At 36.9% G+C, this 13,961-nt stretch carries 11 protein-coding genes and 1 pseudogene; all 12 read left to right on the top strand.

The window, feature by feature from the left end; all coding sequences use genetic code 11:
- Positions 1–2: 2 nt before the first annotated feature.
- The 12 genes and pseudogenes from R8749_RS07130 (at position 3) to R8749_RS07075 (ending at position 13,925) form a co-directional block, all read left to right on the top strand.
- Complete coding sequence (locus tag R8749_RS07130) at positions 3–953, top strand: alpha/beta hydrolase (RefSeq protein ID WP_317695404.1); 951 nt, start codon at positions 3–5, stop codon at positions 951–953.
- Between the two features lie 12 nt (positions 954–965).
- Positions 966–1,697: a RibD family protein gene (locus R8749_RS07125; RefSeq protein ID WP_317695403.1), complete on the top strand. Its 732-nt coding sequence runs from the start codon at positions 966–968 to the stop codon at positions 1,695–1,697.
- Positions 1,698–2,319 (top strand): annotated as a pseudogene (locus tag R8749_RS07120) (NAD(P)H-binding protein).
- A gap of 70 nt (positions 2,320–2,389) precedes the next feature.
- Entirely contained in the window at positions 2,390–3,952 is a 1,563-nt protein-coding gene (locus R8749_RS07115; RefSeq protein WP_317695401.1) for a polysaccharide deacetylase family protein, read from the top strand.
- A gap of 5 nt (positions 3,953–3,957) precedes the next feature.
- Entirely contained in the window at positions 3,958–4,086 is a 129-nt protein-coding gene (locus R8749_RS07110; RefSeq protein WP_317695399.1) for a hypothetical protein, read from the top strand.
- Positions 4,087–4,158: 72 nt separating this feature from the next.
- On the top strand, positions 4,159–4,332 hold the full coding sequence (gene secE / locus R8749_RS07105) for a preprotein translocase subunit SecE (RefSeq protein ID WP_317695396.1): 174 nt from the start codon (positions 4,159–4,161) through the stop codon (positions 4,330–4,332).
- Between the two features lie 20 nt (positions 4,333–4,352).
- Positions 4,353–4,904, top strand: coding sequence for a transcription termination/antitermination protein NusG (gene nusG, locus R8749_RS07100; RefSeq protein WP_317695394.1), 552 nt, complete (start codon positions 4,353–4,355; stop codon positions 4,902–4,904).
- A gap of 173 nt (positions 4,905–5,077) precedes the next feature.
- Positions 5,078–5,311 carry a glutaredoxin-like protein NrdH gene (gene nrdH, locus R8749_RS07095; protein WP_317698540.1) on the top strand — a complete coding sequence of 78 codons (234 nt, stop codon included), beginning with the start codon at positions 5,078–5,080 and terminating at the stop codon, positions 5,309–5,311.
- A gap of 1 nt (position 5,312) precedes the next feature.
- Positions 5,313–5,687 carry a class Ib ribonucleoside-diphosphate reductase assembly flavoprotein NrdI gene (gene nrdI, locus R8749_RS07090; protein ID WP_317695391.1) on the top strand — a complete coding sequence of 125 codons (375 nt, stop codon included), beginning with the start codon at positions 5,313–5,315 and terminating at the stop codon, positions 5,685–5,687.
- The gene (gene nrdE, locus R8749_RS07085; RefSeq protein WP_317695389.1) at positions 5,677–7,836 is read left to right on the top strand and encodes a class 1b ribonucleoside-diphosphate reductase subunit alpha; all 2,160 of its coding nucleotides are present in this window, start codon (positions 5,677–5,679) and stop codon (positions 7,834–7,836) included. Before nrdI ends, nrdE begins: the two co-directional genes overlap by 11 nt.
- Positions 7,837–7,845: 9 nt before the next feature.
- Complete coding sequence (gene nrdF / locus R8749_RS07080) at positions 7,846–8,832, top strand: class 1b ribonucleoside-diphosphate reductase subunit beta (RefSeq protein WP_317695387.1); 987 nt, start codon at positions 7,846–7,848, stop codon at positions 8,830–8,832.
- Between the two features lie 359 nt (positions 8,833–9,191).
- A complete protein-coding gene (locus tag R8749_RS07075) occupies positions 9,192–13,925 on the top strand; it encodes an immunoglobulin-like domain-containing protein (RefSeq protein ID WP_317695384.1) in 4,734 nt (1,577 codons plus the stop codon).
- The last annotated feature ends 36 nt before the right edge of the window (positions 13,926–13,961 follow it).

Genomic DNA, 13,961 nt, shown 5'->3' with positions numbered 1-13,961 from the left:
TAATGAAACATGCAGATAATTATATATTCGATTTAAGTGATAACGTAACTAGAACCCCAGTTCATTATAAAAACAGATTTGGGATCAAGATTGCAGCAGATCTTTATTTACCGAAAAGTTTTGACAAAAGCAAAAAGTATCCCGCAATCATTGTTGGGGCACCTTATGGAGGAGTTAAAGAACAAAGTCCCGGATTATACGCTAACGTTTTAGCACAAAGAGATTTTGCAGTTTTAACCTTTGATCCTTCATACAATGGATATAGTTCAGGAAGTCCAAGGCATCTTTCATCACCTGAAATTTTTGTTGAAGATTTCAGTGCAGCTGTTGATTATTTAGGAACTCGTGATTTTGTCAATCGTGACCAAATTGGCGTGATTGGAATTTGCGGCAGCGGTGGATTTGCTCTTAGTGCAGCCCAAGTTGATCATCGGATTAAAGCTGTCGCTACCGTATCAATGTATGATATTGCACGCACTCAAAGATATGGGCTGCATGATTCGATGACTAAAAGTCAAAGAGATCAATATCTTGATGAACTTGGTGAACAAAGATATTTAGAGTTTCTAGGTAATGAGCCCACGATGACTCCCCGCGGAGCAGCAATTAATTTTGATGAAAACACCGACCCAATTAGTCGAGAGTTTGGGGAATTTTATTCTACAGAGCGAGGGTATCACCCGAATTCAATTAGTCAATTTACGATGACTAGTTCAATGGCATTTAATAATTTTAGTTTACTCGATCATTTGGAAGATATTTCTCCACGCCCAATTCTTTTAGTAGCGGGAGAAAATGCACATTCTAAATATTTTAGTGATGATGTGTATGAAAAAGCTAAAGATCCCAAAGAACTTTTAATTATTCCTAATGCGGGACATGTTGATTTATATGACAAAATGGATTTAATTCCATTTGATAAATTTGAAGAATTTTTTAAAAGCATTAAATAAAGGAGCAAATTAATGGAAAGACCTTACGTTTTTTGTCACATGTATGTTTCACTCGACGGAAAAATTATGGGTAATTATATGGAAGCACCAGGAAATGAAGATGCTGATAGATTGTTTTATCACGAAGCATTTGAATCAGACGGCAGTTACCCAAATCAGGGATGGCTTTCAGGACGTACTACAACTGATGATAATTTTACTTTTTATAAAGAACCGGAATTAAATCAAGATGTACCAGAAGTGCCAGCAGGTGATTATATTGTTCCGACGGATTTAAAAAAGTATTATATCTCAATTGATCCTCATGGTCGTTTAGCGTGGGATTCTAATGTTCTTCATTATAATGATACGACAGCAGCGGTGCTGGAGGTGTTGACTGAAGACACTAGTAATGCCTATAAAGACTTTTTACGACGGAAAAATATTTCTTACATCATTGCCGAAGATGAGAAACTTGACGCTGCTTTGGCACTTAAGAAGTTAAAAGATCTGTTTAAGATGAAAACAGTAATGCTTGGCGGTGGTGGAGTTTTGAATTGGTCATTTATTCAAGAAGGACTTTGTGATGAGATTAGTCTGGTCGTAGCACCTTCCGCTGATGGGGCGACTGATACACCAACGCTTTTCCAAGCAAAACCGGGATTATCAGATACAACGCCGGTGACTTTTACATTGAAAGATGTTCAAACGGTTGGAAATGCTGTTTGGCTGCGTTATCTAGTTAATAAAGAGGGTGTTAAATAAATGAATATATTAATTTTAGGTGCTAATGGACAAATCGCTCGATTGGTACGGGATCGGCTATTAGATGAAACAACTGATGTATCTAAGAAGGGCTTCCCGGATGGGTCAAGTTGATGCAAAAAGAGAAACTGTTATCGAAGGAGACGTTAATGATTATCATAAATTAGTTGAATCAATGAAGGGTCAGGATTTGGTCTATGCAAATTTAGGCGGTACTTTTGAGCCAATGGCAGCTAATATCGTTAAAGCAATGAATGAGACTGGAGTGAAGAGACTCATTTATGTAACTGGTTTGGGACTTTATCATGAAGTGCCTGGAAAGTTTGGTGATTGGCTTGAAAGTTCGATCGGACACGAAACGATGGAAGACACTAGACGTGCTGCTAAGATTATTGAAGATTCTACGATCAATTATACGATTATTCGAGCGGCTTATATGAATAACGATCCAAAGATTGATTATGAATTGACGGAAAAAGGAGAACCTTTTAAAGGAACTATTGTTTCAAGAGCAAGTATTGCTGACTTGATTGTTAAAGTCTGTAAAGATCCTGATCTTCATTCAAATAGCAGTCTGGGGATTGATCAGCCTGGAACTGACGGCGATGTTCCCCAATATTAATTAACAAAAAGGCCTGAAAAGGCTTTTTTTTTATGAAAAATGTGAGAAACTATCGTTAGAGGGAAAAACGATGAAAAAAAGAAAGTGGCAAGCATTCTGGTTTGTTATTATAGTGGGAATTATTGCATTAATCGGGGGTGAAAAAGTTTCAGCTGATGATATTTTAACCCTTCGTTATCCTTTAAATCTTTATAATAATTTTGGTAATAAAGCAAAGAAAACTGGAAAAATTTTGCCAAAAGGATCCAGCTGGAAAGTGGGGATCGTTAATGTTACTAAAGACAACTATGTTTGGTATTGTGTTGGAACGAGTAAAGGAGTTGATATCTATACCGCTGAAAAGCTTCCTTTTATCCGTGATACAACTTTTAAAACAGCCGTTTATAGTCTCCCAAATAAAAATGCGGTCAAATCAACCCAAGTTCTAGAAGCAAACACATCTTGGAAAGTATTTAATAGTAAGTATGCAAATGGAGTAATCTGGTATCAAGTTGGGGGTAAGCAGTGGATTACTTTAGACCGGGCAATTGGTGAAGCAACTTATACTTTATATCTTTATTCACCCGCCAAACTATACAATGGCTATGGAGATGCTCGCACTGATACAGGTCAGGTTTTAAAAAAGGGCAGTTCCTGGAAATATCGAATTAAGAAGCGAGGTGAAGATGGCAGCTGGTGGTATCAGGTTGGCAAAAATCAATGGGTTACCGAAAATAATACTTACAATCAACTGCTAAATACAGCTGGTTTGAACGGTGGATATAATATAAGGTTATTGCACCAAGTACCCGTTTACGACCAGCCAAATTATGACGCAAAAAATACATGGATTACTTTGCCTAAACAAACGGCGCAAAAAGTTTTTGCTCAAAAGAATTATGATCATTTGGTGTGGTATCAAGTTGGAAATAAGCAATGGATTTCTCCTGGACTTGAAGCGACAAGAGGATGGTTTAAGAAAAGCCGCGACATTAGTTTTCCGATTTTAATGTATCATGATTTTCAAGGGGAATGGAATGATTGGCAGGTAACCCCACAAGAGTTTGCGAGACATCTTACTTGGCTTAAAAGTTGGAATTATTATTCACTTACACCAGAAGAAGCCTACTATGTATTGACTACGCAGCGTGAACCAGCTAATAATGTTGTTTGGTTAACAATGGATGATGGGTATCGTTCTTGGTATACCCAGATTGCTTCAATACTTAGGACGCAGAAGATTAATGCAACTGGGTTTCAAATTACTAGTGATGTAGGACTTAATGATAGTTTAACAATTGATCAGCTGAATGAAATGCAGGCAAAAGACAATTTTAATGTTCAATCTCATACGGTAACGCATTCCTCATTAACGGCAGTTAGTCCAACTCAGTTATATAGAGAAGTTACAAATTCAAAAGACTTTTTGGACTCTCATTTTGGATACGATATAATTGCTCTGGCATATCCTTATGGTCATCAAAATCAAAGCATACAGAAAATAGCGAGCGATGCCGGCTATTGGATGGGTCTTGGAATGCAGGGTGGACTGGCAAATATTAATTATGGACTGTATAATCTGCCAAGAATTGTAGTTGCGCCTAGACAAACAATTGAAACATTTTCAAATATTTTACAAACGGGTCAGAAGTAATTTAAATGAGCAGTAAAACTATTTTAGCCTGGATGATGGGGCTAGTTGTTGTCGGGATGGCAGCAGCGGCAGTTCATAACTTAATTGAAAAAATCAATGAATGGACTAAAGTAAAGAAAAAGCACGATAAATGAACGGATCTTTTTATCATTAAGATAACGTGTTATAATTGTTGTTAACTAAAAATAGGACGGAATGATACTGTAATGGGTAAATTTTTTAAAAGCGTTGGTCAAACAATGAAAGACACTACCTGGCCAACAGGTAAAGAAACAAGACATGATACATGGACTGTTATTTCATACACTATTATTTTTGCAATATACTTTTCTATTTGTGATCTGATCTTAACGTTATTATTGAATAAATTTATATTTTAATTAACGGGGAATAGATATTAATGGTTGAAACAGCTGAAAAGCAATGGTATGTTTTGCATACATATTCTGGGTATGAAAATAAAGTAAAAGAAAATTTAAAATCACGTGCTCAGTCAATGGGAATGGAAGATTATATTTTTGATGTAATTGTTCCAGCAACTGAAGAACGAGTTAAAAATGCTCGAACTGGCAAATTTCAAATGGAAGAGAAAAAAACTTTTCCCGGTTATGTAATTGTTGAGATGGTAATGACAGATCGTTCTTGGTTTGTTGTGCGTAATACCCCGGGCGTAACTGGATTTGTCGGTTCTCATGGGGCAGGGTCTAAGCCGGCACCTTTACTTCCTGAGGAAGTAGAAGATATTCTGGCTAAACAAGACCAAGAATCAGTTCCAGTTTCTCATGATTTTACTGTTGGTCAGACGGTTAAAGTTATTGATGGAGCATTTGAGGGTCTTGAAGGCAAAATAAATAGTATTAATGCAGAACACCATAAATTGAACATCAGCGTGCAAATGTTTGGTCGTGATACTGATACTGAAGTAGATTTTTCACAAGTAGAAAAAATTTAAGAATTAGCTCCCGGCGCGTCGCTCCGGGTTTTTTTGTGCCTTTTTTTAATTCACAATATTTATTGAATGAAAATGATAAAGTATACTATATGTAGATAAAATCTCTTGACTGATCTTCTTTTTTTTCTTATGCTAGATACATAAAAAATTTAGGAAGTAGTTTTAAAATGGATATGATCAAAAAGCAAATAACAGTATTTTCGAGAAATAATTGCATGCAATGCAAAATGGTCAAAAGATTTTTAATCGATCATGGGGTATCTTTCAATGAGATCAATATTGATGAAGAACCTTCAGCCAGAGAAGCATTGATCAATGAAGGATACATGTCTTTGCCCGTAGTAAAATCCAATGAAGTTACTTTTACCGGATTCCGTCCAGATGAACTGAGAAAGATTGTCGCTTAAGGTGGAGCTCGTTTATTTTTCCTTAACTGGTCAAACAGCAAAATTTGTAAAGAAATTAGGATTAGCAAATAAACAAGTTACAGAAGCTAATCCTTTTTTTACGCTCTTGGAGCCCTTTGTTTTATTAGTTCCAACCTACGATGAAGAAACAACCAGCCCCGTTGATAAATTTTTAGATTATCAAGAAAACTATCAGAAATGTCGAGGAGTAATTGGCAGCGGTAATCGTAATTTCGCCGAGAAATTCATTTATACCGCTAAAGATATTTGTCTTGATTACCATTTACCCCTTTTGTATGCGTATGAATTTAATGGAACTAATGAAGATGTTCAAAAAGTAAAAGAGATAATAGAAAGATTAGACAATGGCAATTAGTGAGATAAAAGATCCAACTTATTTTGAATTAAATAACAAAATTAATATTCCAGATCACGGGAAAATACCTTTACAGTACGATAAGGAAGCAATTAAAGCTTTTTTTGCCCAGAACGTTGAACCAAATTTAAAGAGATTTCCAACTTTGGAAGAAAAGATTCAATTTCTGCTTGATAATAGGTATCTTGAGTCAGAATTTATTAAGAAATATCAGCCGAATTTCCTCAAAAAATTATTTAAGTTTGTTTATGGTGCTGGATTTGAGTTTAAAAGCTTTATGGCAGCGTATAAATTTTTCAAGCAATATGCTTTGAAGACTAATGACAATGAGTCCTATTTGGAAACTTTTGAGGATCGAGTAGCTTTTAATGCTTTATATTTTGCTGATGGTGATGAAGAGTTAGCCCTATCATTTGCCGATGAAATGATTCATCAGCGGTATCAGCCAGCCACTCCAACATTTTTGAACGCTGGACGTGCCCGCCGAGGTGAATTTGTATCTTGCTTTTTAATTCAGTTAACGGATGATATGAACTCGATCGGCAGAGGGATTAATTCAGCGCTGCAGCTTTCTAGAATTGGCGGCGGTGTTGGGATTAATCTTAGTAACCTACGTGAGGCTGGAGCTCCAATTAAAGAATACGCCAATGCAGCAAGCGGCGTGCTGCCAGTAATGAAGCTTTTTGAAGACAGTTTTTCCTATTCAAATCAGCTGGGACAGCGTCAAGGTGCAGGGGTTGTCTATTTAAATGTTTTTCATCCGGATATTATCGGATTTCTTTCAGCTAAAAAAGAAAATGCTGATGAAAAAATTCGAATTAAGACTTTATCCTTGGGTGTAGTTGTACCAGATAAATATTATGAATTGGTGCGGGAAAATGCAGATATGTATCTTTTCTCACCACGAGATGTTGAACTAGAATACGGGGAACCTTTCAGTTACATTGATATTACCAAAGAGTACGATAACCTAGTTGCCAACGATAAGATTCACAAGGCGAAAATTAAGGCGCGAGATCTTGAAACTGAAATTTCAAAATTACAGCAGGAGTCAGGTTATCCTTACATTATTAATGTTGATACCGCAAATCGTGATAATCCGATTGACGGCAAGATTGTCATGAGTAATCTTTGTTCGGAGATCATGCAGGTTCAAACGCCCAGCATTTTAAACAATGACCAGACGTACCAAAAATTGGGAAGGGACGTCAGCTGTAATTTAGGTTCAACTAATATTCCTAATTTGATGAAAACTGAAGATTTTGGAAAATCAGTTGAAACAATGGTGAGGGCATTGACCTTCATTACTGATCATTCTAATATTGATACGGTTCCATCAGTCGTTAAAGGCAATAAGCTCGCCCATTCAATTGGTCTTGGTGCGATGGGGCTGCATACCTTCTTAGCTAATAATAAAATTATGTACGGTTCTGAGGAATCAATTGAATTCACTAACGTTTATTTCCTGCTATTAAATTATTGGACCTTGAAAGCATCAAATAAAATTGCGCGCGAGCGTCAAGAGAGTTTTTATAATTTTGAAAAATCAGATTACGCCAATGGCAAATATTTTGATAAATATTTAACAAAGGATTTTGCGCCGAAGAGTTCAAAAGTAAAAGAATTGTTTAAGGGCATTTTTATTCCAACAAAATCTGATTGGCAGGAATTAAAAGAAGCTGTCATGCGTGATGGATTATATCACCAGAACCGCATTGCGGTTGCGCCAACGGGCTCAATTTCTTATATCAATGATACTTCGGCGTCACTTCAGCCAATTATCCAAAGAGTTGAAGAGCGGCAAGAGAAGAAAATCGGTAAAATTTATTATCCGGCAGCAGGTCTTGATAATGAAACATTGCCATATTATGTTTCAGCGTATGATATGGATATGCGTAAAATGATCGATGTTTACGCTGCAGCAACTGAGCATACGGATCAAGGAATCAGTATGACGCTTTTCATAAGGAGTCGAATTCCACGAGGCTTATATGAGTGGAAGAATGAACGTGAACAAACTACAAGAGATCTTAGTATTTTAAGAAACTATGCCTATTATAAAGGGCTTAAATCGATTTACTACGTTAGAACTTTTACTGATGATGGTGATGTAGTAGGAGCTAATCAATGTGAAAGCTGCATTATTTAAGGAGAGACAATGCCAGAATTAGATCAAGAAAAAACTTATTATAGTGCTATCAATTGGAACGATGTTGAAGATGCCGTTGATAAAGAAACGTGGGAGAAATTAACCGAACAATTTTGGCTCGATACCAGAATTCCTTTGTCCAATGATTTATCCGATTGGCGCACGTTAACTCAGGAAGAGCAAACTCTGGTTGGTCACGTATTTGGTGGATTAACGCTTCTTGATACCGTGCAGTCTGAATCAGGGATGGCAATGTTAAGAGAAACGGTTCGAACTCCGCAAGAGACAGCGGTTCTCAATAATATTCAGTTTATGGAAAGTGTTCATGCTAAGAGTTATTCTTCCATTTTTTCAACGCTTAATACGCCAACGGAAATCGAAGAAATTTTCAATTGGACTGATACTTATCCGAATCTGCAGTTTAAATCCAAGCGGATCAATGAAATCTATAAGAACGATGATCCATTAAAAAAGAAGATCGCAAGTGTATTTTTAGAGTCATTTCTCTTTTATTCAGGTTTTTATACTCCTTTGTATTATTTGGGGAACAATAAACTAGCCAATGTTGCGGAAATTATTAAATTGATTTTGCGTGATGAGTCGGTCCACGGCACTTATATCGGATATAAATTCCAACAGGGATATAAGGAGCAGTCGGAAACAAAGCAGCAGGATATTAAGACTTGGATGTACGATTTATTGTATGAATTGTATGAAAATGAAGAAAAATATGCGGATGCCTTGTATAAAGAAGTTGGCTGGGAAGAAGAAGTAAAGACTTTTATGCGCTATAACGCAAACAAAGCTTTGATGAATTTAGGCCAAGATCCTTTATTCCCCGATACCGCGAGTGACGTAAATCCAATTGTGATGAATGGAATCTCTACGGGAACGTCTAACCATGATTTCTTCTCGCAAGTAGGAAATGGCTACTTACTAGGTGAAGTTCAGCCAATGAGTGATGAAGACTACGATATTGGGTTGACAAAGAAATAGATTGAATTATTGAGAAGTTTTAGTATACTGAAATCATACAAAACGGCCAGTAATGGCGCTACGTTGCTTGATGATAGATTATATGTCATTTAATAGCGCAGTAGCATAGGAAAAGCATTGGATCCTTCTTGAAGGTGAGAATGCTTTTTTGAATGCCTAAAAAGATTCAGAAAAAAATCTGGATCTTTTTTATTAACGTAAAAATACAACATTAATTTTTTTACCAAGTTAAATAAAACATCAATTTGAAAACATTCTCCAATTAAAATATACGTTAATAAGAAAAAAAAAAAAAAACAATGAAAAAATATGATACTATTTTATAGTGTAAATTAAATACTTCAAAAAAGGAGAAATTTATGAAGTTCAAACTTACTGGCTTAGCTGGTACGGCTCTGTTATTGCTGTCGCCCGTTGCAAGTGCAATGAGTGCAGTGACGCAAGCTGTCCCAGTTCAGGCCGATAATACCTGGGATTATGATGTCGATGAACCAGGACTAGGAGATTATGACCAACTTTTGCAAAATGCAGGTCCTAGTGACGGAATTGTTGATTGGTATCCGACAAAAGATGCAATGAGTGAAAATCCGACAGGTCAAAAGCTACTTAAGCAATTGATTGATTTGTCGATTGCCACTAATGATAAAGATTCAGACGCCCGTAAAATTCTTTTTAATGATACAACGGGAAATAATGCAAACGCTAGTTATAAAGATACTTATAACAAGTATAGTGTTGCCTTAGGTTTCATTGCTCAGATTTTGAACTTCAACAATTCAAAGAGTGGTGTTGGGGCAAGATTAGAACAATCTGCTGTAGCAGGAAATTTTGATCCGGAAGATAGTGAAGGACAAAATGTCATCCGAGGCAAGGTTCTTGATGATCCAAGCAACAAGAGTTTAGGTCACAATATCTCTGATGTATTAGGGACAGCGTTTTTTGGCAATGCTGATGATGCTTATGCCCAGATTTATGTCAATGGTTATGACAACGTAGCACAAAATGAAGCTAACATTATCAGAGAAGCAACGAGCAGCATTACGATTGTGGCACAGAGTAAGACTACCGGTAAGAAAGCAACCGCAATCTTTAAATTAAATAACAAAACTTTGCCAAAGGGTTCTGATAATTCTAAGTTAAATAATTACATTGATGGAAGCGTGTATGCCTTAGATAATAAAAATGGTAATGGAGATATTGCTGGTCTTAATATGACTACGGCTTCTCGAAATAGCATTAGTGGTATTAAGTTTTCTAGAGATTCAACTTTTTGGATTGATGGAAAGAATGGGGATGGAACAATCGTGGTACCAAGGGGTACTACAGCAAAAGAAATTGCAGAATTAATTTCTCGAAAAAAAATTACTAGTAATAATTCGTTGCGAGAGTCTGCACCTATGAAGGCTATTCAAAATGCTGATGGGACACCGATTTCATCAGATGGCAAGAAACATGCTTATAATCATTTTTATGAACAAGAAGAATTAAGAGGTTCAAATGGATTTCATTTTTCTGGAGAATTTGTAGCTAATGGATCTACAAATTTAAACAATATTGATTTTAATTATGCCAATCGGATAAGGTATGGTATAAATGGACCAATTCAATCTACAGCATTAACTGCTGGAAAACAATATCGAGAATATAATAATGTATTTAATTCTGATCAAGGAGCTGTTTCTACGGCAGGAGGTTTCAGACATTTTACAGGCGATGAGAGATCTGCAAATGGATGGTTTGGTGGAACAGCCAGCGGTGCAGGACATATGTTGGATACTAATGAAATGTATGCCGGTGGCTGGAATAATAAATCAGCTCATGAGATCCCTAATGTAGAAAAATCAGAAGGTGATCCATACAGTAATACCAAAACTGATGATTCGGTAGATCCTGCTACGCATATGATTGTAAAAGGTACAGATAACCAGCATGTTGCTGTAATTGATGGGGAAAATCCTGAAAAAAAATATACCAATATTGGTAAAGTTAAACATTTATTTCAGCCATCTAGTTATTTTAAAGAAGCTTATGATGCTAATCATTTTGTAACTAATAGCCCATCTATAACGGATACTAATGTTGATGATATTGCAAAAAAAATTGCAGATAACGGGAGTTTTAATATTAACGACCCCAGTGGAGTAGTAAAAAAAAGTTTTACATATGAGGTACCAGTTTCGTCATGGATATATAAGTCTTATAATAACCCTTACTCGACTATTATGAGTAGTGCTGGAGCTCAAACTATTGACGGACAAGAACTTTTAACTAATCGTGAAAATTCAAACCTTCAACCTCAAGAAAAACTTGATTTAAAGGATCCTAATAACGATAATCCTTCAGATTCGCAAACCACACTATCTTTAGGTAATGGAAATAATAATGGGATAGTTATAAACACTGGGAAGGTACCTGATATAAAACATCCTACAGATCGCAGCAAGGACGTAGATAGTTATTTTTATTCAGGTGTTTTTAGTAGCTTGGTTCCTGGTAATGGGGAATTGAAATTTAGAGTAAACGGAGGGGACTTTAAAATTGTTGCAGGAACAGAAGGAACTCTCGTAAAATACGGCACAGTTGGAACAGATGGTGAAAATAATGTCCCAGGTAATAATGAAGTGCAAAGTATTTCATATAAGGGTGCCAACCTTATGCAACCAACAACACCCCAGCTAAGTGTTGATGTTAATAATCCGACCGTGTTAAAAACGCCTCAGAGAAATGAGGCAAAGCTTATAACAGGGAATCTTAATGAAGATATTACTAAAAACATTCAATTAAGAGATGAAGCAGAATATTTTGTTCAGGTATGGGACAAAAATACTACGATTAAAGAAAAAGACTCGTCTGGTAATTATGTTTATACCGATAAACCTAAATCTTTAATTTATAATTCTAGTGTTACCGGTGCATCATCAGGCCTGTTTGATGTAAAGACTCTTGGCAAAGTAGATTCTCCAAATTTTGAGTCTAAATATTATTTAGCTGGAGTTGTACAATTAGATTCTTCGGGAAATTTAAAGTACTTTACTTTAAATGATCACCTAGTTCAATCCAATGCTTCAAAAAGAGCTTATTTCAACTCTAATTTATATAATAACCCCGATGGACCATTTGCTGGTAAATTTGTTAGTGGAAGGCCTACCAGTGTGAAGAAGCCAAACACTAATAACAGTCGTTTCTTTGTCTCTCAAGATTTCTCTGTTGGTCCCGTTTCTAGCGATATGATCAATGATCCAGGTGTTAAAGGTTCGGGCATTACTATCGATGGAAAATATTATCCGTATGGTAAAAGCGATTCTACTATAGATCAAACGTCAGAGCAAAATGCAGCAGATATCTTGAAATTAACAGTTATGTATAATGATCCCACTCTTAATACAGATAATAATTCTATAGCAGATTCTGCAGATCCTTTAAAAAAAGAATTTACTGATGAAGGTGGAGATGGCAATGGATTTGGTACGGATGGAAGCGGATATAAATTGGTTACTATTGCTGATACTGCTAAAAAGCAGGGCGTTTCAGAAGATGAACTTGCGGGTGAAGTTGCCAAAGTTACCGGTAAGAGTACTAATGAAGTTAAAAGAACAAAATGGGTCCAAGCAACGTTACCTCGTTTGAAAGAAAATGCGGGAACAGCTCGGATCAATGTCGTAATTTATGACAAAGCAGCAGTATCAGCACCAACTAAGCAGGATACAAAACCATCATTTTCAACTACTGACATCAGTGGCGGTAATGATCCATTTAACGTTAATTTCCGCCCTTACACTACTACTTATGATGATGGTGCTGTCTTAAAAGCTGCTGATGTTCCACAGAACTTTAAGAATCTGCTTTCTAAGACATTAGTTGCCGGAAATCCTGACCTTGTCGGCAGTACTGCGAAGTTACAGCAGATCTTAGTTTCAACCTTCCTTGACAGCTGGCAGCAGAATGACGGCAGCTTCAAGCAGACTGATACGGGAGCCGGAGTAAATTCACCGCTTTATCTATATGGCGGGTTCGGGATCAGTAACTCTGATACTAAGAACTCCTATGCGCAGTGGCCGAAAGGTTACACTGATAATAGTGGTGAATACAACACAGCTATTACTAATCATCAAGGAGACTTCTACCGTGGTGGTGTTAACTTAAAAGAAGCAGATAACAAAGGAACAATTACTGGAATTCCATTTACGGCTTTAACCGCCGATGTCAGCAAGTTAGACATTACTAAAGCCGGAACTTATCCGGTAGTCTATACATACACTAATCCAAGTAACTCCAAGGATACGGCAAGTATTACCGTTCCAGTCACAGTAAGTGATTCATCAGCACCGGTATTTAGTTTCCAAGGCACAACTAATACCACAATTCACACCGGAGATAAGTTTGATATCAATAACTACAAAGTAGTAGGATCATGGTCAATCTTTAATAATTATGGGGGCGATTATAACAAGCTGCCTAACTTTGAAGGAATCGCCAAGAACGCAGACGGCACTCCGAAGGTTACGGTAACAGGGACAGTGGATACTCATAAGCCAGGGATTTACCAGTTAACATATAAAGCAACCAGTGTCAGTGGTGCAGTAACTGAGATGGTAAGAAACATTACAGTTTTACCAACGAATGGCAGCATTACAACCCCAAGTACCGATGATTGGAACATCAATGCCTATAAAGCAGTGGGGTATATCAATTATGTACCGGGTTATGGCATCATGGTGTACAATGCCCCCGCTGGATCAGGTACTGGGCAGAGATTAGCACACGGCACTGCCTGGAAGATTAGCCAAAGGGCAGTGAACGCCAAAGGCGAGACTTTCTATCGAGTGGGAGATAACCAGTGGATTAACGGTAAGTACGTATCTTTTAGTCCAATTAACACGGTAACTCCGTTAAAAGGCGAGGTGATGATCGTTTACAAGAAGGGGTATGGCGTTAACCTGTGGAAGAGTGCAAGTACGACAAACGGCTACTATCCAGGACGCAAACTCATGCATGGCAGCCGGTGGAAAGTAAGTGGCAAGCAGAATGGATTCTACAATGTAGGCAAAGACCAGTGGATCCAGGGAGATTACGCCGGTTTTAGAAGTTATTAACAAATTTAAATTTCATAATTCTCTACACGTTAAAGA

It is taken from the genome of Xylocopilactobacillus apis (assembly GCF_033095965.1).
Classification (GTDB): Bacteria; Bacillota; Bacilli; order Lactobacillales; family Lactobacillaceae; genus Xylocopilactobacillus; species Xylocopilactobacillus apis.
The sequence above is the reverse complement of the archived record's forward strand: the minus strand, read 5'-3'. Positions and strand labels throughout refer to the sequence as shown.